The organism is Sphingosinicellaceae bacterium, from assembly GCA_019285715.1.
Taxonomy (GTDB): domain Bacteria; phylum Pseudomonadota; class Alphaproteobacteria; order Sphingomonadales; family Sphingomonadaceae; genus Glacieibacterium.
This window is the reverse complement of the sequence record CP079108.1, coordinates 4395763-4419228: the sequence shown is the minus strand read 5'-3', so window position 1 is coordinate 4419228 and position 23466 is coordinate 4395763. Positions and strand designations below refer to the sequence as shown.

29 protein-coding genes are annotated in these 23466 nt (G+C 68.3%); 8 read left to right on the top strand and 21 right to left on the bottom strand.

Annotated elements, in window-relative coordinates; genetic code table 11:
* Positions 1-86: 86 nt before the first annotated feature.
* The 4 genes from KX816_20595 to coaBC are packed head-to-tail and all read right to left on the bottom strand — an operon-like array spanning position 87 to position 2767.
* Positions 87-401, bottom strand: a complete 315-nt coding sequence (locus KX816_20595; protein ID QXQ06511.1) for a DsrE family protein — start codon at positions 399-401, stop codon at positions 87-89.
* Positions 398-1150 (bottom strand): molybdopterin-synthase adenylyltransferase MoeB, encoded by a 753-nt coding sequence (gene moeB / locus KX816_20590; GenBank protein ID QXQ06510.1) that lies wholly within the window; start codon positions 1148-1150, stop codon positions 398-400. Before moeB ends, KX816_20595 begins: the two co-directional genes overlap by 4 nt.
* Complete coding sequence (gene dut / locus KX816_20585; GenBank protein QXQ06509.1) at positions 1147-1596, bottom strand: dUTP diphosphatase; 450 nt, start codon at positions 1594-1596, stop codon at positions 1147-1149. Before dut ends, moeB begins: the two co-directional genes overlap by 4 nt.
* On the bottom strand, positions 1583-2767 hold the full coding sequence (coaBC, locus tag KX816_20580) for a bifunctional phosphopantothenoylcysteine decarboxylase/phosphopantothenate--cysteine ligase CoaBC (protein QXQ06508.1): 1185 nt from the start codon (positions 2765-2767) through the stop codon (positions 1583-1585). Before coaBC ends, dut begins: the two co-directional genes overlap by 14 nt.
* 150 nt (positions 2768-2917) lie before the next feature.
* Here coaBC and KX816_20575 point away from each other — a divergent pair, with 150 nt between their 5' ends.
* Together KX816_20575 and phaP are read left to right on the top strand one after the other, a co-directional pair.
* Positions 2918-4297: a phosphomannomutase/phosphoglucomutase gene (locus tag KX816_20575; GenBank protein ID QXQ06507.1), complete on the top strand. Its 1380-nt coding sequence runs from the start codon at positions 2918-2920 to the stop codon at positions 4295-4297.
* A 91-nt stretch (positions 4298-4388) separates the two neighbouring features.
* Positions 4389-5378: a TIGR01841 family phasin gene (gene phaP / locus KX816_20570; protein QXQ06506.1), complete on the top strand. Its 990-nt coding sequence runs from the start codon at positions 4389-4391 to the stop codon at positions 5376-5378.
* A gap of 108 nt (positions 5379-5486) precedes the next feature.
* On the opposite strand, the gene KX816_20565 is transcribed toward phaP, so the two are convergent.
* From KX816_20565 to KX816_20520, 10 genes are all read right to left on the bottom strand, one after another.
* Positions 5487-5720 (bottom strand): hypothetical protein, encoded by a 234-nt coding sequence (locus KX816_20565; GenBank protein ID QXQ06505.1) that lies wholly within the window; start codon positions 5718-5720, stop codon positions 5487-5489.
* Positions 5721-5744: 24 nt separating this feature from the next.
* Complete coding sequence (locus KX816_20560; protein ID QXQ06504.1) at positions 5745-6032, bottom strand: hypothetical protein; 288 nt, start codon at positions 6030-6032, stop codon at positions 5745-5747.
* Positions 6033-6064: 32 nt separating this feature from the next.
* On the bottom strand, positions 6065-6364 hold the full coding sequence (locus KX816_20555) for a hypothetical protein (protein QXQ06503.1): 300 nt from the start codon (positions 6362-6364) through the stop codon (positions 6065-6067).
* 10 nt (positions 6365-6374) lie between these two features.
* The gene (locus KX816_20550) at positions 6375-6695 is read right to left on the bottom strand and encodes a hypothetical protein (protein ID QXQ06502.1); all 321 of its coding nucleotides are present in this window, start codon (positions 6693-6695) and stop codon (positions 6375-6377) included.
* A gap of 11 nt (positions 6696-6706) precedes the next feature.
* A complete protein-coding gene (locus KX816_20545) occupies positions 6707-6982 on the bottom strand; it encodes a hypothetical protein (GenBank protein ID QXQ06501.1) in 276 nt (91 codons plus the stop codon).
* 24 nt (positions 6983-7006) lie between these two features.
* On the bottom strand, positions 7007-7321 hold the full coding sequence (locus KX816_20540) for a DUF4381 domain-containing protein (GenBank protein ID QXQ06500.1): 315 nt from the start codon (positions 7319-7321) through the stop codon (positions 7007-7009).
* Between the two features lie 27 nt (positions 7322-7348).
* The gene (gene pspC / locus KX816_20535) at positions 7349-7726 is read right to left on the bottom strand and encodes an envelope stress response membrane protein PspC (GenBank protein QXQ06499.1); all 378 of its coding nucleotides are present in this window, start codon (positions 7724-7726) and stop codon (positions 7349-7351) included.
* Between the two features lie 42 nt (positions 7727-7768).
* Entirely contained in the window at positions 7769-8074 is a 306-nt protein-coding gene (gene pspB / locus KX816_20530; GenBank protein ID QXQ06498.1) for an envelope stress response membrane protein PspB, read from the bottom strand.
* A 3-nt stretch (positions 8075-8077) separates the two neighbouring features.
* Complete coding sequence (gene pspA, locus KX816_20525; protein ID QXQ08715.1) at positions 8078-8749, bottom strand: phage shock protein PspA; 672 nt, start codon at positions 8747-8749, stop codon at positions 8078-8080.
* A gap of 151 nt (positions 8750-8900) precedes the next feature.
* Positions 8901-9038: a hypothetical protein gene (locus tag KX816_20520; GenBank protein ID QXQ06497.1), complete on the bottom strand. Its 138-nt coding sequence runs from the start codon at positions 9036-9038 to the stop codon at positions 8901-8903.
* Between the two features lie 186 nt (positions 9039-9224).
* Between KX816_20520 and pspF the strand changes: the two genes are divergently transcribed.
* Together pspF and KX816_20510 are read left to right on the top strand one after the other, a co-directional pair.
* Positions 9225-10259, top strand: a complete 1035-nt coding sequence (pspF, locus tag KX816_20515) for a phage shock protein operon transcriptional activator (protein ID QXQ06496.1) — start codon at positions 9225-9227, stop codon at positions 10257-10259.
* Positions 10260-10299: 40 nt separating this feature from the next.
* Complete coding sequence (locus tag KX816_20510) at positions 10300-10914, top strand: superoxide dismutase (GenBank protein ID QXQ06495.1); 615 nt, start codon at positions 10300-10302, stop codon at positions 10912-10914.
* A 77-nt stretch (positions 10915-10991) separates the two neighbouring features.
* On the opposite strand, the gene argB is transcribed toward KX816_20510, so the two are convergent.
* From argB to KX816_20495, 3 genes are all read right to left on the bottom strand, one after another.
* Positions 10992-11894: an acetylglutamate kinase gene (gene argB / locus KX816_20505; protein QXQ06494.1), complete on the bottom strand. Its 903-nt coding sequence runs from the start codon at positions 11892-11894 to the stop codon at positions 10992-10994.
* Between the two features lie 37 nt (positions 11895-11931).
* Entirely contained in the window at positions 11932-12552 is a 621-nt protein-coding gene (locus KX816_20500) for a 1-acyl-sn-glycerol-3-phosphate acyltransferase (GenBank protein ID QXQ06493.1), read from the bottom strand.
* Between the two features lie 164 nt (positions 12553-12716).
* Positions 12717-13148, bottom strand: coding sequence for a transcriptional repressor (locus tag KX816_20495; protein ID QXQ06492.1), 432 nt, complete (start codon positions 13146-13148; stop codon positions 12717-12719).
* Positions 13149-13269: 121 nt separating this feature from the next.
* On the opposite strand from KX816_20495, the gene KX816_20490 reads away from it, so the two are divergent.
* Complete coding sequence (locus KX816_20490) at positions 13270-14640, top strand: M20/M25/M40 family metallo-hydrolase (protein ID QXQ06491.1); 1371 nt, start codon at positions 13270-13272, stop codon at positions 14638-14640.
* A 99-nt stretch (positions 14641-14739) separates the two neighbouring features.
* Here KX816_20490 and KX816_20485 read toward each other — a convergent pair whose 3' ends face one another.
* A complete protein-coding gene (locus tag KX816_20485; protein ID QXQ06490.1) occupies positions 14740-17553 on the bottom strand; it encodes a TonB-dependent receptor in 2814 nt (937 codons plus the stop codon).
* A gap of 168 nt (positions 17554-17721) precedes the next feature.
* Between KX816_20485 and KX816_20480 the strand changes: the two genes are divergently transcribed.
* The gene (locus tag KX816_20480) at positions 17722-18528 is read left to right on the top strand and encodes a glucose 1-dehydrogenase (protein ID QXQ06489.1); all 807 of its coding nucleotides are present in this window, start codon (positions 17722-17724) and stop codon (positions 18526-18528) included.
* 67 nt (positions 18529-18595) lie between these two features.
* On the opposite strand, the gene KX816_20475 is transcribed toward KX816_20480, so the two are convergent.
* Genes KX816_20475 through KX816_20465 form a run of 3 tightly spaced genes read right to left on the bottom strand, consistent with a single transcriptional unit; the run spans position 18596 to position 22067 of the window.
* Positions 18596-20422 (bottom strand): hypothetical protein, encoded by a 1827-nt coding sequence (locus KX816_20475; GenBank protein ID QXQ06488.1) that lies wholly within the window; start codon positions 20420-20422, stop codon positions 18596-18598.
* Entirely contained in the window at positions 20419-21660 is a 1242-nt protein-coding gene (locus KX816_20470) for a cytochrome P450 (GenBank protein QXQ06487.1), read from the bottom strand. The genes KX816_20475 and KX816_20470 overlap by 4 nt, the downstream gene beginning before the upstream one ends.
* A 56-nt stretch (positions 21661-21716) precedes the next feature.
* A complete protein-coding gene (locus KX816_20465) occupies positions 21717-22067 on the bottom strand; it encodes a DUF3147 family protein (protein ID QXQ06486.1) in 351 nt (116 codons plus the stop codon).
* A 267-nt stretch (positions 22068-22334) separates the two neighbouring features.
* On the opposite strand from KX816_20465, the gene KX816_20460 reads away from it, so the two are divergent.
* Positions 22335-23087: a sulfite exporter TauE/SafE family protein gene (locus tag KX816_20460; protein QXQ06485.1), complete on the top strand. Its 753-nt coding sequence runs from the start codon at positions 22335-22337 to the stop codon at positions 23085-23087.
* 78 nt (positions 23088-23165) lie between these two features.
* The gene (locus KX816_20455; GenBank protein QXQ06484.1) at positions 23166-23408 is read left to right on the top strand and encodes a hypothetical protein; all 243 of its coding nucleotides are present in this window, start codon (positions 23166-23168) and stop codon (positions 23406-23408) included.
* The last annotated feature ends 58 nt before the right edge of the window (positions 23409-23466 follow it).

Sequence of the window (23466 nt, the reverse complement as noted above, 5' to 3'; positions counted from 1 at the left end):
GAGCGACGGGTTCGGGTGCGGGAGGCTTGGGCCACCGTGACGCTGCTAGGGGCGTTCGGGCCGCGCCGCAACCCGTATTATGAGGCTCATACGGTGAGCAGTTGCGCGGCCGGGTTGGCTGCGAGGAAGCCGACGATGCCGCCGGGCTCGACGCCGGGCGGCAGGGCAGCCCCGTGGTCGGCGAGTCCGGTCGTGCAGGCGCTGACCCGCACGCCGAGCGCCAGCGCCGTGGCGAGGGCTTCGGCGGCGGCTTCGAGGGTGCCGACGCCGGGCCCGTCGAACAGCAGCGCGACGTCGCGACCGAGCGCGGCGGCGGCGGACGCGATGCCGAGGGCGCTGAGCGCTCGCGCCGGATCCGGGCCGACAACGACAACGGCTAGCGGGGCCGCGAGCGCGCTCATCCGTGCATCGGACAGCCGGGGTCGCGCGGCAGGTCGATGGTCCGCATCCGGGCGGCGAGCGCATCGTAGAGCAGCAGGCGGCCCGCGAGGCTGTCGCCGAAGCGCACGATCTCGCGGATCACCTCGAGCGCCTGCATCGAGCCCATGACCCCGGTCAGCGCGCCGAGGACACCCGTATCGGCGCAGGTCGTGCCGGGCTGCTCGGTCGCCGCGCCGACGAGGCAGCGGTAGCAGGGCTGGCCCGCCTCCCAGCCGCGGAACGTCGACAATTGCCCGTCGAACGGCCCGACCGCGGCGGACACCAGCGGGATGTGCAGGGCGTGGGCGGCGTCGGCGACCGCGAGGCGGGTGGCGAAGCTGTCCGAGCCGTCGGCGACGACGTCGTGCCCGGCGAGGATCTCGGCGGCGTTCCCGGCGTCGAGGCGGACCGCGCGGGTGACGACCTCGACGTGCGGATTGAGACGCGCCAGCGCGTCGCGAGCGCTATCGGTCTTGGCGCGCCCGACGTCGGCGGTGCCGTGGATCACCTGGCGCTGGAGGTTCGACAGCGCGACCGCGTCGTCGTCGACGATGGTCAGATGGCCGACCCCGGCGGCGGCGAGATACTGGAGGCACGGCGCTCCCAGCCCGCCCGCGCCGATGACGACGACCGACGCCGCCTTGAGCGCCAGTTGCCCGCGCCCGCCGACCTCGCGCAGCACGATGTGCCGGGCGTAACGGTCGAGTTCGGCGTCGGACAGCAAGCTCAATGCCCGGTCGACCCGAAGCCCCCGGAACCGCGCACAGTGTCGTCGAGGCTGTCGACCTCCTCGAACACGCCGCGGGTCACCGCGGCTACGACCAGCTGCGCGATCCGCATGCCGCGCTCGATCGCGACGGGCTTGCTGCCGAGGTTGATCAGCAGGACCTTGACCTCGCCGCGATAGTCGCTGTCGATGGTGCCGGGCGCGTTGGCGACCGTCAGCCCGTGCTTCAGCGCGAGGCCGGAGCGCGGCCGGACCTGGACCTCGTAGCCTTCGGGGATGGCGATGCAGAACCCGGTCGCCACCGCCGCGCGGTCGCCGGCGTGGAGGGTCAGCGCGTCCGCCGAGACGATGTCCATGCCCGCCGCGCCATCTGTGGCATAGGCGGGCAGTGGCAGGTCGGCGCCGTGCCGCAGGCGGGTGACGCGAATCGAGACATCAGGCGAATTCATCGGCGATCCTTGCCGCGAGCCGCCGCGCGACCTCGGCCTTGGTGAGTTCGGGCCAGTCGTCGGTGCCGGCCCCGGTGATCAGGTGGACGCGGTTGCGGTCGCCGCCGAAGACGTCGCCGGAGACATCGTTGGCGACGAGCCAGTCGCAGCCCTTGCGCAGCCGCTTGGCCTCGGCGTGGGCGAGGACGGTGTCGGTCTCCGCGGCGAATCCGACCACCAGACAGGGCCGCCGCGGGCCGGGCGCGGCGAGGTTCAACAGGATGTCGGGGTTCTCGACCAGCACCAGCGCGGGCGCGCCGTCGGCCTTCTTGAGCTTGCCGCCAGCGGCCTCGACCCGCCAGTCGGCGACCGCGGCGACCAGCACGGCGATGTCGGCAGGCAGCGCCGTATCGACCGCCGCCGCCATGTCGCGGGCGCTCTCGACGTCGATGCGGGTGACGCCGGGCGGCGTGACGAGCGCGACGGGACCGCTGACCAGCGTGACCTTCGCGCCCAGTTCGGCGAGGGCGGCGGCGACCGCGAAGCCCTGCTTTCCCGACGAGCGGTTCGCGATGTAGCGGACCGGGTCGATCGCCTCGTGGGTCGGTCCGGCGGTGACCAGGGCGTGGCGACCGCTGAGCGGTTTCGGACCGGGCGCGAGCGCGGCGGCGATCTCGGCGACCAGCCGGTCGACCGGCGGCAGGCGGCCGCGCCCGAACTCGCCGCACGCCATCACGCCCTCGTCGGGGTCGATGATCGTCACCCCGCGCGAGCGCAGCAGAGCGATGTTGGCGACGGTCGCCGGATGCTCCCACATCCGCACGTTCATCGCCGGGATCGCCAGCACCGGCGTATCGGTCGCCAGCAGCAGCGTCGTCGCGAGGTCGTCGGCGATCCCCGCCGCCATTTTCGCCAGCAGGTCGGCGGTAGCGGGGCAGACGACGACGATGTCGGCGCTGCGGCTGAGCTCGATATGGCCCATCGCGGCTTCCTCGGTGACGCTGAACAGGTCGTCGTGGACCTTGCTCTCCGACAGCGCCGCGAGGCTGAGCGCGGTGACGAAATGCGCGCCGCCACGTGTCAGCACCGGGGTCACCGAACCGCCGCCGCGCCGGATGCCGCGCACGATATCGAGTGCGCGATAGGCCGCGATGCCGCCACCGACGATCAGCAGGATGCGTTTGCCGTCCATGGCGCGGGGTCTAGCCCGGTGGCACCGGAGTGTCGATGCAACCGTTAAGGCGGAACGTCGACGCTCGCCGACGCTCTTGTTAACCTTTCAGTCGCTAGCATTGTCATATTCGTCGGTGCATATCCGCGCCGCCAGCCCCGGGAGCCCCAGATGCCGCACGATTTCCACCCGACCTCGCTCCGTGAATACGACATCCGGGGGATCATCGGCGAGACGCTCGGCGAGGACGACGCCTATGCCATCGGCCGCAGCTTCGGGACGCGGATCGCGCGCGCCGGCGGCTCCAAGGTCGCGGTCGGTTATGACGGGCGGACGTCGTCGCCGGGCCTCGAGGCGGCGCTGGTCAAGGGCCTGAACGAGAGCGGCGTCGAGGCGCTGCGGATCGGCCTCGGGCCGACGCCGATGCTGTATTACGCGGTCCACGAACTCGCCTGCGACGGCGGCGTGATGATCACGGGCAGCCACAACCCGCCCAACTACAACGGCTTCAAGATGATGCTCGGCCAAGGGCCGTTCTTCGGTGCCGACATCCAGGCGCTCGGCCGCGCCGCCGCCGCCGGCGACTGGGACGACGGCGCGGGGACCTCGCAGCACGTCGAGATCATGGACCGCTATGTCGACCGGCTGCTCAAGAACTTCGAGGGCAAGGCCTTCACCATCGCCTGGGACTGCGGCAACGGGGTCGCCGGGCCCGTCGTCGAGAAACTGGTCAAGCGCCTGCCGGGCACCCACTACACGCTGTTCACCGAGGTCGACGGCAGCTTCCCCAACCACCACCCCGACCCGACCGACGAGGCCAACCTCGTCGACCTGAAGCGTGTCGTCGCCGAGAAGCACTGCGACTTCGGAGTCGCCTTCGACGGTGACGCCGACCGCATCGGCGCGGTCGACGGCAAGGGCCGGGTGATCTGGGGCGACCAGTTGCTGTCGATCTTTGCGGTGCCCGTGCTGAAGGCGCTGCCGGGCGCGACCATCATCGCCGACGTCAAGGCGAGCCAGATGCTGTTCGACCGCATCCGCGAACTCGGCGGCAAGCCGCTGATGTGGAAGACCGGCCACTCGCTGATCAAGGCCAAGATGAAGGAGGTCCACTCCCCGCTGGCGGGCGAGATGAGCGGCCACGTGTTCTTCCAGCACGACTGGTACGGCTTCGACGACGGCATTTATTCGGCGGTCCGCCTGATCTCGGCAGTAAGTTCGATGGGCGGCTCGCTGACCGCGCTCAAGGACGCGATGCCGGTGCTGATCAACACGCCGGAGCTGCGCTTCCAGTCGTCGGAGGACCGCAAGTTCATCGTCGTCGAGGAAGTGCTGGCCCGGCTCAAGGCGGCCGGGGCCGATGTCGACGAAACCGACGGCGCGCGGGTCAATACGCCGGATGGCTGGTGGCTGTTGCGGGCGTCCAACACCCAGGACGTGCTGGTCGCACGCGCCGAGGCGGTCAGCGAGGACGCGTTGGCGCAGCTGATGAAGGCGCTCAACGAGACCCTATCAGCGAGCGGGGTGGCCGCGGTCGCGGTCGGTCACTGACCTTCAGATTCTTCGTTGTGCAGTGCAGCATGGTATTGCATTGCGACTAAAATCGTTTATGCCGCACCGCAGCATGAGCGGGAATTGATGCATGGCGATTGAGAAGAAACCGGGCGCGGGGCGGCCGGCTGCACTTGCAACCAAGGCGTCGAAGCTGGCGCCCGCCGTGGTGCTCGGGACGAAGCCGATCGTCGCCACGGCTCCCGCTGCAAAGCCGGTAAAACCGCCGGTCGTCGCTCCGAAGTCCGCCGCGGCGCCCGCCCCGGTCATCGCCACCAACCCGGCCACGCCCGCCAAGGCGACGCCGGTCGCCAAGCCTGCTGCGGTGAAGCCGACACCCGTCGCCGCCAAGCCGACGCCGGTCGCGGCAAAGCCGACGCCAGTCGCCGCCAAGCCGACACCGGTCGCGGCAAAGCCGGTCGTGGCCGCACCGGCTCCGGTCGCTGCTCCGGCGAAGCCGGTCGCTGCCCCGGTACAGGACGCCGCGTCGCCAGTAACCGCGCCCGCACGTGCGGCGGAACCCGCACCAGAACCTGTGATTATGCGTACCCCCCGTGTCCAAACCCCGAAGGAAGCCCCGATGAACGAGACCATCACCAACGCCCAGAACGGTGCCGCCGAGGCCATGAAGACCGGCGCGCAGAACGCCTACACCAACGGCAAGGCCGCTTTCGAGCAGGTCACGACCAAGTCCAAGGAGACCATCGAGAACGGCATGAAGTCGCTCGACGAGATGAGCACGATGGCCAAGGGCAATGTCGAGGCGCTGCTCGCGTCGACCAAGGCGGCCACCGCCGGCCTCGAGGCGATCGCCCACCAGGTCGCCGACTTCAGCCGCAAGAGCTTCGAGGAGACGACCGCCGCCGCCCGCGCGATGACCACCGTCAAGACCCCGAACGAGCTGATGCAGCTGCAGAGCGACTTCGCCAAGACCCAGTTCGACGCCGCCGTTGCCGAGCTGTCGAAGCTGTCCGAGACGATGGTCAAGCTCGCCGGCGAAGTCTTCGAGCCGGTCCAGAACCGCGTCGCCGTCGCCACCGACAAGATCAAGTCGGCGGTCGGTTCGACTTTCAAGTCGTAACGCCGGGCGGGTCGCAGGCCCGCGCGTTTGTCAAAGGAGTCGCCCAGTGTTGCGGGCGACCGGCGGCCGGGGTGGGAAACCGCTCCGGCCGTTTTCGTCGCGGCGGTCCTACAGCTCTACCCCGGCGGCAATCGCCTCAAGCTTGCGGATGCGCTCCTTCATGTCGGCGAGGTCGATGCGTGCGCCGATCGCGGGCAGGTCGGCGTGCGGATCGCTACGGTGATCGCGGTGGAGCTGGAGCTGGAGCCAGCCCTTCCAGCTCCAGGCGGCAACCCCGGCGACCATGGCGAGCGCGATCAGCCCGGAACTGGACAGGACTACCAGGGAGTCGAGCGGTAGCATGACTGTGAACTCCTTCCTTGATTTCTAGTGTTTGCGGTCGTCGAGCGCGTCGATTTCGGCCGACAGTCGCTTGGCGGGGTCGGTGGCGAGCCGCTCGAGCACCTGGATGCGCTCGTTCAGCCGGGTAACTTCGTGGCGCAGGCGCTCGGCCTCGGCGTTGCTTTGATGGTCGTGGACATCCATCAGTCCTTCGCGGCGCATCCGGCGACCGCTGCGGCTGGTGTCGATCCCGTGCTTGGCGCTGTAGATCCTGCCGACCGTGACAATCAGAACGATCATGATCACCATCATGAACGGCGCAAATTCACCCATTTTTCGTCTCCGGATAAGGGTTGTTCATCGGCTCAGCCGTGGTCGGCGGTGCGCAGGGTGTCGATCTCGGCGGACAGGCGCTTGGCGGGGTCGGTCGCCAGCCGCTCGAGCACGGCGATGCGCTCCTCGACCCGGCCGAGCTTGCCGCGCAGCATGGCGTTCTCGGCCTCGAGCAGCTGCGTCTGCCGGGCGGCGTTCGGATGGTCGGTCTTGCCGCCCCACTCGCCCTCGACCGGATAGCCGTGGCGAGCGCGGATCGCGGTCGTCAGCACCCAGCCGATTGTGCTGATCGCGATGATCGCGAGGACGAAGAAGGGTGAACCCCAGGACATCGCATGGCTCCTAGTTGATCGCTGAGTCGCGGAGATCGTCGATCGACCGCGACAGGCGGCTGCCGGTATCGGTGGCAATGCGTTCCAGCACGGCGAGACGGTCCTTGACCCCCGCCAGCTCGGCGCGGAGCTGCGCGTCCTCGCTGCCGATCAGCTTGATGCGCTCCTTGTCGTCGCTGCTGCTGATCGGGTGAAGCGCCTGGCCCCAGCTGCCGTCGAGCGGATAGCCGTGGCGAACCCGGAGCCAGGTCGTGCCGACCCACGCGAGCGGCCCGGCGATCACGGCGACTCCGATGACGGGGACGAGCTCGTGGAAAACTTCCGGGGACATGGCGTGCGCTCCTAGTTCACGGATTTCGGGGCAGGCGTGGTCACCCGCAGTTGCTCGATCTCGTCGGCGAGGGTGGTGCCCTTGTCGGTGACGATGCGGTTGAGCACCGCGACATGGTTCTCGAGCCGCTCGATCTTGGCCGCGTACTGGGCCGCCTGCTCACCGGCGGTGCGTGCCGCCAGCTCGAGCTGCTTTTCCTTGAGGTCGGCCCAGCGCTTGAAGATGTTCTGGGCGATGCCGCCGGAGATGGCGACGATGGGGATCAGCAGGGCGAGATAGTTCCACATGGTCGTATTCCCCTCTGGCCGCGCCTAGCGCAGCGCTTCGATTTCGCGGTCGACGCGGTGCGCCGGGTCGGTGACGATCCGCTCCAGCGTCGCGGTGCGGCGGGCAAGCTCGGCGACCTCGCTGTCGTAGCGGGTGTCCCGCGGCTCGCGTCGGTCGGCGTAGCGTTCCGCGGCCTGCGCCCGGCGCTTGTTCAGGCGCTGGCGGAGCATCACCGCGCCCGCACCGATGAAAATCCCCAGGAAGACCGAGCCGGTGTCGGGGTGGCTGCCGTGGCTGCCGTGGCCGACCTGGATCGTCGGGACCCCGACGGTGGCGATGGTGGTGGTTTCGGTCGGCATGGCGGATCCCCTTGGGCGAAGCAGCGGCTAGCGCAGCGCGTCGATCTCGCTCGACAGGCGGCTGTTGGAGGAGGTCACATAGGCCTCGACGTCCTGGAGCCGGCGGTCGACGTCGCGAAACATCGAATGGGTGTCGCGGATCGTGCGCTTCGGCGAGGTCCGCAGGGTGGCGTAGAACTTCTGCTCCTCGGGCGAGTCCTGGTACAGCGCGTCCGGCTTGCGGTCGGCGACCCAGGCGGCGACGAAGTACATGAAGAACACCGGCGGGAAGACGAAGAACATCGTCGCCATGAACCCGAGCCGGACCCACAGCACGTCGACCCCGAAGTAGTCCGCGATCCCCGCGAGGACGCCCATGAACTTGCCGTTGCGCTTGTCGAGGTAGAATTTCGTGCGAACTGACATCGGACTGCTCCTTCTGAGCGGCTAGCGGCGGGTACGTTGCGCCTAGCGGCGGGCGATCGGGGTGACCCGGCCGCCAGTCAGGTCCTGCTGGTCGTCGAGCGTCTTGGTCCGCTGCTGCGGGAGCGCGCTGTCCTTCCAGTTGGGGTTGTCGGCGGCGACGATGCGCTCGATCGATTCGAGCCGCGCATCGAGGCGCCGGGCGGAGTTGTAGAGGTCGTCGAGCAGCTGCTCGTCCTGCTCCGAGATGCCCTTGGCGGCGCGGAACTTCGACGAATAGTGCAGGAACAACCAGGGCATCCCGACGAACAGGAAGCCGCAGATGAAGACCGCCGTCAGGTCGATATCCATGGCTCAGCCCTCCGTCTTGTTGAGGCGTGCCTTGAGCGCAGCCAGCTCGGCCGAAATCGCATCGTTCTGGCGCAGGTCGTTGAACTCGTCCTCGAGGCTGCGGCCCGGACCACCGAGGCTGAGCGCATCGGCATGACCCTCGGCCATGTCGGCGCGGCGCTCGATGATCTCGAACTTGGCGAATGCATCCTCGATCCGCGGGCCCTTGTACATCGAGCGCATCTTGGAGCGCTGGGTGGCGCTCTCGATCCGGCTGATCACCGCGTTCTGGCGCTGGCGGGCTTCGCGCAGCTTGGTCTCGAGCTTGGCGATGTCGATCTCGTTGGCACCGAGGCTCTCGTCGAGCGCGGCGATGTCGAGCGCGGTCGCTTCGGCGAAGGCCCGCGCCTTCGACTTCTCGACCAGCGCGGCGGTCGCCAGGTCCTCGCGGCCCTTCGACAGCGCCAGCTCGGCCTTCTCGGCCCACGATGCCTGCGCGGCTTCGGCACGGACGACGGCGCGGCGCATTTCCTTCTGGTCGGCGATGGTGCGGGCGGCGCCGGCACGGACTTCGACCAGCGTCTCCTCCATCTCCATGATGATCATGCGGATCATCTTTGCCGGGTCTTCCGCCTTGTCGAGCAAGTCGGTCATGTTGGCAGCGATGATGTCGCGGGTGCGGCTGAAAATGCCCATCGGCATGAACTCCTGGAGACTGAATGGTACGGCGGAAGCGGTGGTCTCGGCTCCGGCCCAAATGTTGCCGTGGAGGGGCTGGGGACGCAAGGCTGCGGGCCGGAACGCCGGGGCCGCGGGCCGGAACGCCGGCAGGCGCAGCGCCGGCGGGTTAGGCACGGGTGACGGCGACCTGCGGGCTCGCGGTCAGGGCCGGGGCGACCGTGACGGTCAGCAGGCCGAGGCTGAGGACGAGGGCACCGACAACACCGACGAGGCTGCGGGCGGACTGGTTGTAGAGGTTCATCATGGGTCGTCTCCGGTTCTGAATGCGGAAACCGGATGACCCGGCCTCCTATGCCAACTGCATTGCATGGAGCGTGCCAAGTGCCTCGACTTTGCTAAGCTATTGATATCACTTGCTTGATTCTGACGAGACTGTTCTACTATCGATCAGGGATTGCGGAGAGTTGGTGAAATACACTAAGTTTCAGGGATGCAATCGCCTGCCACTCTCGTCGGCCAGTCGTCGACCTTTCTCGACGCGGTCGAACGGGCGAGTGCGGCGGCGGCGCTCAACCGCCCGGTGCTGGTCGTCGGTGAGCGCGGCACCGGCAAGGAGCTGATCGCCGAGCGCCTCCACCGCCTGTCGCCGCGATGGGGTGGGCCGCTGGTCGCGCTCAACTGCGCCGCGCTGCCCGAGAACCTGATCGACGCCGAGCTGTTCGGCTACGAGGCGGGGGCCTTCACCGGCGCGACTCGCGGCCGCGCCGGGCGCTTCGAGGATGCCGACGGCGGCACGCTGTTCCTCGACGAGATCGCGACCCTCAGCCCGGCCGCCCAGGAGCGGCTGCTGCGCGTCGTCGAGTACGGCGAGCTGACCCGGCTCGGCTCCAACCGTCCGGTCCGCGTCGACGTCCGGGTGGTGGGCGCGACCAACGAGGACCTGCCGGCGCTGGCCGCGGCGAACAAGTTTCGCGCCGACCTGCTCGACCGGCTCAGCTTCGAGGTCGTGACGCTGCCCCCGCTACGCGAGCGCGTCGACGACATCCTGCTGCTTGCCAACCATTTCGCGCGGCGGATGGCGGTCGAGCTCGGCTGGAGCGGCTTCCCGGGCTTCACCAAGGCGGCGGGCGAGGCGCTGCTCGCCAACGACTGGCCGGGCAACGTTCGTGAGTTGAAGAACGTCGTCGAGCGCTCGCTTTACCGCTGGGGCGATGCCGGCCAGCCGATCGGGCGCATCGTCTTCGACGCCTTCGACTCGCCGTGGCGACCGGGCACGCGACCGCTCGATCTCTTGCCCGCGCCGGCACCGGAGCCTACCCAGATGCCGCAGTTGCAGGTCGTTGGCGCTGGGCCGTGTACCGATTTCCGCGCTGCGGTCGACAATCACGAGCGCGAGCTGTTGACCGCGGCGCTGACCCGCAACCGTCACAACCAGCGGGCGACGGCGCAGTCCCTGTCGCTGACCTACGACCAGCTCCGGCATGCGTTGAAGCGCCACAACATGCTGGAGCGGAGCATCAACTGATTTGGTGCGTTTGTGCCATTGAAACGATCGGAGAGCTAAAATGACCTTCAAGCTGCCCCCCTTGCCCTACGCCGATGACGCCCTCGAGCCTGCCGTGTCGGCGCGGACCCTGAGCTTCCACCACGGCAAGCATCACAAGGCTTATGTCGACAAGGCCAACGAGCTGATCGCCGGTACCCCCATGGAGACGATGACCGAGGTCGAGGTCATCCGCCGCGCCAAGGCCGACGGCAACCAGAAGTTGTTCAACGCCGCCGCGCAGGCCTGGAACCACGAGTTCCTGTGGAACAGCTTCTCGCCCAATGGCGGCGGCGCTCCCGAAGGCGAGCTCAAGGCCGCGATCGACCGCGACCTCGGTGGCGTCGAGAAGTTCACGGAAAGCTTCACCGCCGAGGCGGTCGGGCATTTCGCCAGCGGCTGGGCCTGGCTCGTCGCCGACAAGGGCGCGCTGAAGGTGATCTCGACCCACGATGCCGACAACGCGCTGACCCATGAGGGCCTGACGCCATTGCTGGTGCTCGACCTGTGGGAGCACGCTTATTACCTCGACTACCAGAACGCCCGGCCGGAATTCGTGAAGGCGTTCCTGTCGAAGTTGGTAAACTGGGAATTCGCCGCCGCCAACTACGGCGCCGGGCAGCGCCTGGCGGCCTGAAATCCTACAGCTGTAGGAACTTTAAAGTCGTCCGACCCCGGATAAGCGTAAAGTTCCGACCACTCGGAGATCCTCACTCAGGCGTGGACCAGCGTCCCGACACCACGCCGGGTGAAGATCTCGAGAAGCAGGGCATGCGGCACGCGCCCGTCGAGGATGACCGCCGCGTCGACGCCCGCGCCGACCGCGGCGACGCAGGTCTCGATCTTGGGGATCATCCCCCCCGAGATCGTCCCCGCCTCGACCAGCGCCGCGATGCTACGCGGGTCGAGGTCGGTGACCAGTTCGCCATTGTCGTCGAGCACTCCAGCGACGTCGGTCAGCAGGAAGAACCGCGCCGCGCCCAGTGCGGCCGCGATCGCGCCCGCCATGGTGTCGGCGTTGATGTTGTAGGTGTGCCCGTCGAACCCCGCCGCGACCGGCGCGATGACCGGCGTGATGCCGGCGGTGATCAGCGTGTCGATAAGCGTCGTGTCGACCATCGCCGGCTCGCCGACGAAACCAAGGTCGACCTCCTGCTCGATGCGACTGCCGGGATCGCGGACGGTGCGCGTCACCTTGACCGCGGTGACCAGCTTGGCGTCCTTCCCCGAGATGCCCGCGGCCGACCCGCCGGCGCGGTTGATCGAGGCGACGATCTCCTTGTTGATCGAACCCGCCAGGACCATCTCGGCGACCTCGGCGGTGGCGGCGTCGGTAACGCGCAGTCCGTCGATGAACTCGCTGCGGATGCCGAGGCGCTTGAGCATCGCGCCGATCTGCGGGCCGCCGCCGTGGACCACCACCGGATTGATGCCGACGGCCTTGAGCAACACGATGTCCTCGGCGAACGCCTGCGCGAGCTCGTCGTCGCCCATCGCGTGCCCGCCGTACTTCACCACGAAGGTTCGCCCGGCATAGCGCTGCAGGTACGGCAGCGCCTCGATCAGCGTCTCCGTCTTGGCGAGCAGGGCGGGGTGGGGCGCGTTGCGATCGGTCATGGTTGCCGCCTGTAGGGGCGCGCGGCGGCGGGCGCAATCAGCCGTGCATGAGCCGTTCGTAGCCCCCCGCAATGACCTCCCGGCAATGCCGCGACAGGATCTTCCGGTCGGCAAAGTCGGCGACGTTCAGCGGCTCGTGGAAGATCAGCTCGGCGCGGACCCGGCCGAGCGCGGTGAAGGCGACGGCGTGCGGCCACAGCTCCGCATCGCCGACCCAGGCGATGTCGGGCAGGCGCTCGCGGGTGATCGGCATGCCGTTCAGGCGGGTGTAGGCGACGGTGACCGGCTGAATCACCGCGTCGCCGCCCACCGCTGCGAACAGCGCGCTCTTGAACGGCAGGATGCCGACGCCGTCGCCGGTCGTGCCTTCCGGGAACAGGATGACGTTCTGCCCGGCGGCGAGCCGCGCCGCGATGGCGTTGCGCTGGTCGCCCGAGGCCAGCCGGCGCTCGCGGTCGATGTAGACGGTCCGCGCGAGGCTCGCGAGCCAGCCGACCAGGGCAAAGCCCTCGACCTCCGACTTCGCCACGAACGCCGCATCGACAAGGCCGCCGAGGACCGGGATATCGGCCCAGCTGATGTGGTTGGCGACGTACATCACGCCACCCCTGAGTGGCTGGCCATGGACCCGGACCCGGATGCCGAGCGAGCGGGTCAATGCCTTGTGGAACAGCCGCGGCAGCTTGGTCCCGCGCCGCCGCCCGATGCGCCGCCAGATCAGCTCAGCCGGAACCAGGACGCCGGCGGTGGTTACGAGCCCAGCGAGCGCCTTCGCCGGGCCGAAGCGCTGATGCCGCCACGCCGGTGCGCCCGGCGCGGCGGTCAGTGTCGGTCCCCGCTCCGTGTCACCGGTACGCCGTAGAGTTCCATCCGGTGATCGACGAGCCGGAAGCCGAGGCGTTCGGCGATGCGGCGCTGCAGTTCCTCGAGTTCGTCGTCGTGAAACTCGACGACCTTGCCGCTCTCGACGTCGATGAGGTGGTCGTGGTGTTCCTCAGGCTGTGTCTCGTAGCGTGAGCGGCTGCCGTTGAAGTCGTGGCGCGCGAGGATCCCGGCCTCCTCGAACAGCCGCACGGTGCGGTACACCGTGGCGATCGAGATGCCCGGATCGATGCGCGCGGCGCGGTGGTGAAGCTCCTCGACGTCGGGATGATCGTCGGCGTCGGACAGCACGCGCGCGATGACGCGGCGCTGCTCGGTGATCCGAAGCCCCTTGGTGGCGCAGAGCGCCTCGATGTCGATCCTGCCGGGCATGGTCCTAGTGTAGAGAGGCGCGCGGCCAGCGGCAAGCCGAGTAGCTGCCGCGGCAAAAGGCAAGTCGAGTAGACGGGTGCAGGGACCGGTCCTAAACGTGGCGACGAACTTGGAGACCAATATGCGACTGCCGCTGATCCTCGCGCTGCTCACCACTGCGTCTGCGACCGCCGTCGCGGCGACGCCCGTCGACGAGGCGCGCGCCATCCTCAAGGAAGCGGTCGAAACGCCGACCGTCGCAGGCCGGCACCAGGTCCCGGTGCTCGCCGAGACGTTGCGCGCGCGGCTGGTTGCGGCGGGCTTCGCCAGCAGCGACGTCGTCGTCCAGAAGGTCGGCGACAACGCGATCCTCAGTGCGGTCTACCGCGGCACCGGCAAGGCCCGACCGATCGCTGTCATTGGCCACATGGACGTCGTCGAGGCCGACCCCAAGGACTGGACCCGCGATCCGTTCAAGCTGATTGAGGAGGGCGGCTACCTGTTCGGGCGCGGGGTCTTCGACAACAAGTTCGACGTCTCGATGATCGTAGAGACGCTGATCCGCCTCAAGGCCGAGGGCTTCAAGCCGCGCCGCGACATCATCCTTTACCTGTCGGGCGACGAGGAGACCGCCGGTACGACTGCCGCGATCCAGGCGAAGCAGGCGAAGGCAGCGAACGTCGAGTTCGTGCTCAACGGCGACAGCGGCGGCGGGCTCCTCGACACCAATGGCAAGCCGCTCGAGTATAATCTGTCGGCGGCGGAAAAGAGCTACGCCGACTTCCAGGCGACGGTGACCAACCCGGGCGGTCACTCCAGCCTGCCGACGACGCCGAATGCCATCGTCCAGCTTGCCGCCGCCACCGAGCGCATGGCGGCGCACCAGTTTCCGGCGCAACTCAACGACATCACCCGCGCCTCGCTGAAGGCGGCCGGCACCAAGCGCGGCGGGGCGCTCGGGGCCGCGATGGTCGCTTTCGCCGCCAATCCCACCGACGCCGCGGCGATCGCCACGCTCCGCGGCGACCCCGAGACGATCGGCCAGATCGGCACCACCTGCGTCCCCACGATGATCAACGGCGGTCACGCCCCGAACGCGCTGCCGCAGCGTGTCACGGTCAACATCAACTGCCGGATCTTCCCGGGGATCGAGATCGAGACCATCCGCCAGGCGCTGGTCGCCGCCGCTGCCGACCCCGCGGTGACGATCAAGATCGACCCCGACAACTTCCCGGCGTCGCCGCCGTCGCCGCTGCGCCCCGACGTCGTCGCGGCGGTCGACCACGCGGTCCACGGCCGCTTCCCGGGCTTCGTCGTCGTGCCCGGCATGGATGCGGGTGCCAGCGACAGCGTCTTCTACCGTGCCCTCGGCATCCCGAGCTACGGCGTCTCGGGAATGTTCATCAAGGGTCCGGATGTGTTCATCCATGGCCTCAACGAGCGCATCCCGGTCGACAGCATCGCCCCGGCACTCGCGCACTGGCACGTGCTGCTGACCGACCTGTCGAAGTAAGGTCGTCCGCCCGCTGGCAAAGCACGCTCGCGCACGGATATCACGACCCCCGCGCCAGCCCGAAGGCCGTCGCGGGGGCGCTCCCCTCCCCAGGGAGTTCTAGAACCGCAACCGGGCAGTCGCACCGTAGGTCCGTGGCTCGGCAAGGAACGCCGAGAACAACTGGTTGCCGGTGCCGCCGAACGCCGCGACCTGCGCAGACGAGTTGGAACCCTGGTACGGGGCGTTGAAAGCGACCTGCGTGTAGTTCTTGTTGAAGACGTTCTGCCCCCAGAATTCGAGGCTCCACTTCTCTTCGGGGCCGCGGATACCGATGCGGGCGTTGACGGTCACGAACGACTCCTGTGCCTTTTCAGGGAAAAGGTCGGAGCCGGTGTTGTACTTCGAGGTCAGGCGGCTGTCGGCATAGAACAACAGGCTGTAGCCGTTGTGGCCAATGTCCGGGGTGAACGCTGCGGAGGTGGTGACGACGTGCTTCGGCGCATTCGACACCTGGCTGCCGGGGAGCAGGAACAGCGCATTGGAGAGCGGCTTGTTCGTGCCGCCGAATAGGTTCTTCCGGTACTTGGTGTCCGCGTAGGTGTAGCCAGCCGTAAACTGCAGGTCGTGCACGGGGCTCATCACCGCCTCAAGCTCGACACCCTGCGCGACGACGCCGGGCTTGGTCTTGCCGGTGCAGACACCGGTCGTCGCGCTATTGTCGGTGTCGGCACCGTTCAGGCTGGTCCCGCACGAATTGATGTTCTGGACGATGAAGACGCTGCCGTTGAAAGTGTTAAGCTGGAAGCTCTTGAATTCCTCACGGAAGACCGCTGCGTTCAGCGAGAAACCCCTGGTCTTGAACTTGGCACCGATCTCATAGCTGTCGACCTTCTCGGCATCAAACTTCAGCTCGTCACCGCTGGTGTTGGCATTGGTGCGCGGCGACAGGACGCCGGCCAGCCCGCCAAGCGGCGAGCGGTCGAGGTTGAAACCTCCAGCCTTGTAGCCCTTCGCATAGCTCGCATACAGCAGGGTCGAATCGACGGGCTTCCACGACAGCACCGCGGTGCCGGTCCACTGGCTTTCCTTGAGCTTGCTCTGCAGGTCCAGCAAGTTGAGGCTGGTGCTTGAGTTGCCGGTGCACGACAGGCCGACGATGCCCTGCGCCAGGGCCCCCAGGCCAGGGTTGGTGTAGTAAGGAGAGAGTGCGGCCTGCTGCGCCGGGCAGACGCTGTTGTCGTTGTCGAAGTTGGCGTCGAAGCTCTTCTTCTCGTGCGTGTAGCGCGCGCCGACGGTCAGGCTGAGCCGATCGGTGACCTTGAAGATGTTGTGCGTGAAGAACGCGTAGTTCTGGCTGTCCTGATTGTAGACGGCGCGGTTGTCGCCGAGGTCGTTCAGGGTGCTCAGGCGGTTGAGGCCGGCAATGATCGGCGCGGCGCCTGCGGGCGTCAGCGCGGCGTTAAGCGTCCCGATCCCGGTCGCGCTAAGGCAGCCCGGCGCGGCCGGATTGCGCAGCGCGGCATTCGGACTGATGCTCGAGACGACCCGGCACGATGCGAACGCACCATACTGCGTACCAAACCTGGCGTTGTCGACGACCTGCAGCTTCTCGTGGCTGTAGAAACCGCCGACCAGCCAGTCGAGGCGGTCGCCGAACAGCGAGCCGTTGAGGCGGACTTCCTGCGTAAAGGTCTTGAAGCGGCGATAGGCGTTGCCGTCGTCGGCGCGGTAGGTGATGTCGACATTGGAGTAGTCGATGTCGCCCGCGCCACCGGCCTTGTACTGGCGGTAGGCGGTGATCGAGGTCAGCTTGACGCCGCCGAGATCCCAGTCGAGCTGGCCAGAGCCGCCCCAATCGGTCGTCGTGTTGCGGTAGGTACGGCCCGGCGACACCGTCACCTGGCGGCTGTAGGGGTCGCCCGGGGTCGGGAACACGCCGCCGAGGCTCTTCAGGATGTCGACGATGCGGTTGTTCGGGTTGGTGACGAACGCGCCGTCGGTGTTGAAGCCCGGCGTCGTCGTATTGGCGGTCACGTCCTGCGTCTCGCGGGTCGAGACATAGACGGCGGCGCAGCACTTCTCGTTGCGGTGCGTGTAGTCGCCGATCAGGCGGACCGAGATGTCGTCGGTCGGGGTGAACAGCAGCTGCCCACGGACGAAGTAGCGGTCGCGGTCGTTGTCGCGGCCATCGGTGCCGGTAACGTCCTTGTAGAAGCCGTCGCGCTTGACATAGACGCCGTCGATCCGCGCCGCGAGTTTGTCGGCGATGATCGGGCCGGTCAGGCCGCCGGCGAGGCGGTAATAATCGTAGTTGCCGTAGGTCGCCTCGGCATTGCCGCCGAGATCGAACGACGGCTTGGCGGTAACGATATTGATCAGGCCGGCGGACGCGTTGCGGCCGAACAGCGTGCCCTGCGGGCCGCGCAGCACTTCGATACGGTCGATCTCGCCGAGTTCGTTCAGGCCCGAACCGGTGCGCGAGCGGTAGACGCCGTCGATGAACACCGCGACCGACGATTCAAGACCGGGGTTGTCGCCGACGGTGCCGATGCCGCGGATGCGGGCGCTGCCGTTGGCTTCGTTGCCGGTCGACGACACGAGCAGCGACGGCGCGAGCTGGTTGAGCGCGCGGATGTCGTTGGCGCCGGAGTTCTGCAGCGACTGCTGGCTGACCGCCGATACCGCGATCGGCACGTTGGACAGCGTCTGGTTGCGACGCGTCGCGGTGATGACGATCTCGCCCGGGTCGTTCCGGTTAGCCGCAGCGGTCGGCGTCACCGGATCCCCGGCACTGACGGCGGCGGGCGCGGTCGGCGAGGGAGTCACGGCGACATCGCCGCTCGGCGTCGTGGCGGGTGCGGTATTACCCTGCGCGAACACCGCGGCCGGGATCGCAAAGGCGCAAACAGTCGCCAGCAGTACGCACTTCATCAACAGGTTCCCCAAGGAAGGTTACGGTCTCATCCCGTATTGCCGCGGACCCTTATTGAGGCGACTAGGGCTAAACAAGCGCCTTCGCAGTGCAGCATTTTTGAGGCAACTCACCTGTTGCCCGGCTACATCACTTCGTTCGACTTGCCCTGCGAGCAGGGTGTGGCCATGGTATCGCAAACACGACTTGGGGAAGACACTGTGGACCGTCTAAAAGGCAAGATCGCGCTCGTTACGGGTGCCGCTTCGGGGCTCGGCGCGGCGATGGCGGCGAAGTTCATCGCCGAGGGCGCGAAGGTCGTGCTGACCGACATCAACGGCGCGGGTGCCGATGCCGGGGCGCGGGCGCTCGGGCCGAACGCGGTTGCCGTGGCGCACGACGTTACCGAACCCGACCAGTGGCAGGCGGCGCTCGACTTTGCCGAGGCCAAGTTCGGCGGGCTGCACATCCTGGTCAACAACGCCGGGATCGCAGCAGGGACCACGGTCGAGGACACGAGCTTCGAGGACTGGCGGCGGGTCCACTCGATCGACCTCGACAGCGTCTTCTACGGCTGCAAGCTGGCGCTGCCGCTGATGGCGCGGACGGTGAAGGAGACCGGGGTGCGCGGGTCGATCCTCAACATCTCGTCGATCGCCGGTGTCATCGCGGCGGCCAACAGCGCCGCGTACAACTCGGCCAAGGCCGCCGTTCGCCACCTGACCAAGTCGGTGGCGCTGCACTGCGCCAAGCGCCGCTACGACATCACCTGCAACTCGATCCACCCGGTCTTCATCGACACGCCGATCCTGTCGGCGCTGACGGGCGCGCTCGGGCGCGAGGAGGGGCTGGCCAAGCTTGGGCGGCAGATCCCGCTCGGCAAGGTCGGTGAGCCCGACGACATCGCGTGGGCGGCGGTCTACCTGGTCAGCGACGAGGCCAAGTTCGTTACCGGCCACGGGCTGTACGTCGATGGCGGCATCTCGGCGATGTGAGGCGAGTGGTGGGATTGTTACGCTTATCACGGCTCCTGGCTTAGTGGATTAACCTAAGCCGTTGTAATCATAGTGTTTTCAAATACTCGATCAGCGCCCAGCGGTCGGGGTCGGTGAGATTGGCGTTGCCGTAGTCGTGGCCGGCGTTGGAATTGCCGGTGACCGGGCCGTTGCCGTCTCGCGCAACGAACCTGAAGCCGTTGTCGGGCGACGCGGCGGTCACGTAGCCGACCTTGACCGGATCGAACTCGCGCGTCCCGACGAAGAACGTCGCGGGGCGCTGCTCGGGCGGCAGCAGCAGGTCCCACAAGGTCGGCACCGAGCCGTTGTGGAGATACGGTGCTGTCGCCCAAATGCCGGTCAGCGGCCGGGCGCGGTAGCCGAGCAGCGGGTCGGCGGTGCGCAGGCAACGCGCCAGCCGCTGCTCCTTGCTCTCCGCCACCGCGACCGCGCCGACGCGCGGGTTGGGCGGGATGCCGAGCCAGGTCTTGCCGGCCGCCGCGACGACCTCGAACTTCCGCCCCGCCAGCGCGCCGATGACCGTCGTCTTGAGCATCTGCGCGACCGGCGCGGTGTCGCCGAGGGGCGGCTCGGTGCTGCTGGCGACCTTGAGGTAGCCCGGCGGCGTGCCCGCCAGATTGCCGGTACGGGTCCGGTAGGTGAAGGCGTTGCAGGCCATCGCCGGGTCGGTGCCGGGGTTCTCGTCGCCGACAAATCCCTTGCCGGCGAAGGTGAAGACGTTGGTCTTGAACGGCGTGCCGATGTCGCCGGGCGCGAGGCTGGTGTGGCACGCCCCGCCGCAGCGCGCCGCGAACAGCAGTTTGCCGCGCGCCGCCTTGGTCTGGTCGATCGGGCCGAAGGCCGCCGGCCAGACCGGAGGCTTGAGCCCGGCGAGCAGGCGCTCCAGCTCCGACAAATTTGCCACGCCGACGCTCGACTTGAAGCCGCCGAGGTCGCTGCCCGGGGTCACCGCGACGTCGCCGTAGACCCCGATGACCTCGCCGGCGTTGCGCGCCAGGGCGCCGTAGTCGAACGGCCCGGCGCCGATCTTGAGCTTGAGATTCTGGGCGATACCGTTCCACTGGACGCGGTCGGCCTGGCTGGTGTTCCACAGGAACGGGTAGCTGACCGGCGCGTCGGACGGCAGCGGCGCGGGGGTCTCGGGCCCGGCGAGCAACGCGACCTTGTTGAAGATGTGCCCGAAGGCGTCGACGCGGGCGAAGCCGGGGCGCAGCGGCGTCGCGTTGGCGGCGGTGATCCGGGCGTTCCACGCGATCAGCCGGTCGACCGCGGTCCCAAGCGTGACGCGTGCGCCCGGGCTGTCGCCGGTCTTGAGCACAATGCGCGCGAAGGCGTCCCACTTGGCAGGGTTGCCGCGGGTTTCGACCAGCGCCGCCTCGACCGCCTCGACGAGGCTCTGGAAGTCGGTCAGCCCGGGGCCGCCGTCGACGCGCAACGCCTGGCCCTTGTAGTGCAGTTCGGCGGTGTGACAGGCGGCGCAGTTGAAGCCGAGCCACGGCGCGTCGGCGGGCTGGCCGGCGACCCAGCGCAATTTCGTCACGGTCAGGTCGCTGTCGTCCTGCCGGTCGCGGGCGATGCCGACCGGCATTTCGCCGGGCGCGCGGGGCAGCAGGCGGAACTTCGCCGCGAGCCATTGCCCGTCGAAGAACTTGCCGGGCTCGCCGGGCCGCTCGAGCGCCATCGCCCAGTCCCACGGCAACAGCCGCGAGCCCTGCGTCGCTGCGTACCAGCCGAGCTGCTGCTTGGGCGTCCAGCCCTGCAGCGTCGCCGCCCCGCTCGACGCGGTGCCGGTGGTGCAGCCCGCCAGGCCGCCGACCAGTGCCAGCGCGGCGACCGTCGCCAGCTTCAGCAACCGCGATCCCGGGACCGTCATACCGTCCACCCCAATTGCCATTGTTCCGGTACGCCCCCCTTCCACACCACCGGCGCGGCGGCGTGGACGTCCTTCAGGCGCAGCACCTGCCGCACCGTCTCGACGACCAGCGCGTTGCCGATCGCCTTGCCGAGGCACTCGTGGATGCCCTGCCCGAAGGTGAAGCTGTCGCCCTGCGCGCGGGTTTCGTCGAAGCGCGTCGGGTCGGGATAGACCTGCTCGTCCTGCATCGCGCTGTGGGTGACCGCGAGCACCGTCGCGCCGTTCGGGATCGTCGCGGCGTGGTCGCTACCGCCCGACAGCACGACGTCGCGGTGGGCGGTGCGAAAGAAATACGGGAATGCCGGGTTGAAGCGCAGCGCCTCGAGCGCGAAGCCGTCGAACTTGCCGGGGTCGGGATCGAGCGCGGCAATCTTGGCGCGGGCCAGGACATCGGGCCGCGCGAAGATCTCCGCGAGCGCGTTGGTGACGCAGTGGTTAGTGGTCTCGACGGCGCCGATCAGCAGTCCGCCGACGTTGAAGATCACGCGCTTGATGTCGAAGTCGGGGCTGAGCCCGCCCGAGAAGAACACCCTGAGCAGCCGCGCCACCGACCGGTCGCCGCCGTGCCCGAGCTTGACCTCGACGGTCTTCGCCGCGACCAGCGCGGCGAGGTAGAGGCCCATCATGACGCCTGCATCGCTGCGCTTCGCGATAATTTCGGCGCTGTCGGGGCGGTGGTCGAAGGGCTGGTTGTGGAACGCGTCCTGCTGGTTCCAGTAGGACCATTCGAACATTGCCTGCCGGTCGGCGTGCTCGAACCCGAACCACTCCTCGACAAGGCTCAGCGCGACGCCGCGCGCGAGGCCGTGGGTGGCATCGATGGTGCCTTTGCCGGCGGTCAGGCGGGCGGCTGCAGTGGTGGCGATGAAGTCGCGCATCGCCGGGATTTCGCTGCGGTCGAGGATGGCGCGCATCACCGACTTCTCGCGGACGTGGACCGGGGTCTCGTCCTGCGCCATCCAGTAGTCGCCCTGCTTGGGCTTATACAGGTCGACCTGGAAGCTCAGGTGGCGGCGCAGGATCAGCGAGCAATCCGCGTAACTTGTGGCCAGCGTCAGTTCGGGCAGCGCCAGCACCGGGCGCTCGGCGCGAAGCTCGGCGAAGAACGGCATCGGCTCGTCGAACAGCCAGGCCCGCGCCTGCGTCCAGCGCGCCGCCGGGGCGAGTCCGTCCAGCTTGGTCAAATACGCGCCCATGCCGATCTCCGTGGCAGTTGGTCGCGACCCGTACCGTAACGATACTCCAGGCGGGGCTAGAGGCGCAATCCCAACCGCGGCCCGGCCCACACCATCAGCGAATACAAGACGATGGTCAGCACGCACCCGGCGATCAGTGCCGCCCAGAACGGCACGCCGGCGCGGAGCAGGGCGGGGATCACCAGGAACATCGGCAGCGACGGCAGCACGAACCAGAACGTCGCCTGCGCGTGGTCGGCCATGTTGGCGGCGTCAGGCTTGTCGCGCCACAGCCAGATCATGCCGAGCACCGAGACCAGGGGCAGCGACGCGACCAGCGCCCCGAAGCCGGGGTTGCGCTTGGCGATCTCGGAGACGGCGGCGATGACGATGCCGGAGATCAGGGCCTTGAGGGCGAGGTAGAGCATGGGGTTGGGGTAGCACGGGGGCGGGGGTTGGTCATTCGCTGGGTAGTGATCGCCCTTGGTTTCTGCTCATCCGATCAAATTGTTTCCTCGCGAATTTGTTGTCGTTCCGGCGAACGCCGGAACCCAGTTGCGCCAAGGGCTTCAGACTGACCTGTTTGGGTAGCTGGGTTCCGGCGTTCGCCGGAATGACAATGGGGTCGGTTCCCGCCACTCTTTCGGGAGGGGCGCAGCCATGCAGTCGCGCAGGGTTGCCCCGATCCCCAACCCATGCGACCCCGCGCCGTGCTCTACGTCCTTCTCTTCCTCGCCGGCATCTGGGCGGGCGCGCAGAACGCGCTGGCGGGCGGCGGCTCGTTCATCACGCTGCCGGCGCTGATCGCCAGCGGGCTCGACCCGCGCGCCGCGAACATCACCTCGACGCTGGCGCTGTTCCCGGGGCAGGTGACGACCGGCTGGGCGGGCCGCTCGCTGGTCGCCGGGGCGGAGCGGCTGAGCTTCCGCACGCTGGCGATCATCAGCCTGCTCGGCGGGATCGCCGGGGCGTTCCTGCTGCTGCAGACCCCGTCCAAGGTATTCGCGGCGATGGTGCCGTGGCTGGTGCTGGCCGCGACCGCGCTGTTCGCGTGGAGCAGCTTCGGCCCCAAGCCCAAGGTCGCGCGCGACCCGCCACCGGCGTGGGTGTCGGGGCTGATCCAGTCGGTGATCGCGGTCTATGGCGGCTTCTTCGGCGGTGGCGCGGGGATCATGACGCTGGCGGCACTGACGCTGGCGCGCATGCCGGTGCGGAACGCCGCGGGGACCAAGAACGTGCTGGTCGGGCTGGCGAACATCTCGGCGGCGGTGATCTTTGCGTTCTCCAGCGACGTCGCCTGGAAGTCGGCCATCGCGATCGGGGCGGGGTCGATGATCGGCGGCTACGGCGGCGCACTGCTGCTCAAGCGGGTGCCGGCGACCGCGCTCAAGATCGGGGTCGTCGTAATCGGCATCGCGCTGACCGTGGCGCTGTTCATCCGGGGCTAAACTCGTTTCGCGCGTTATCCCCTGACCCGCCGGGCCGCGATACTGCAGACAGCGGCGGGATAACGAGGGAGTGAACACATGTTCATCAAGCTACTCGGCGCCGCTGCGGCGCTGGCGATGCTCGCCGCGGTGCCGGCCACGGCGCGCGATCACGACCGCAACGACCGCGGCCACGGCTACCACAACGACCGTGGCCACGGCTGGCAGAACGGCCACCGCAACCGGCACGGCTACAACAACCACCGTCGCGGCCGCTATTTTCACAACGGCCGCTACTACCAGTCGCGCTATCGCCACCATAACCAGTGGATGTATCGCTAGGCTCTGACGGGTCGCGCCCGCGGCTATCCGCGGGCGCGACCATCTGCGCAGCGCCGCC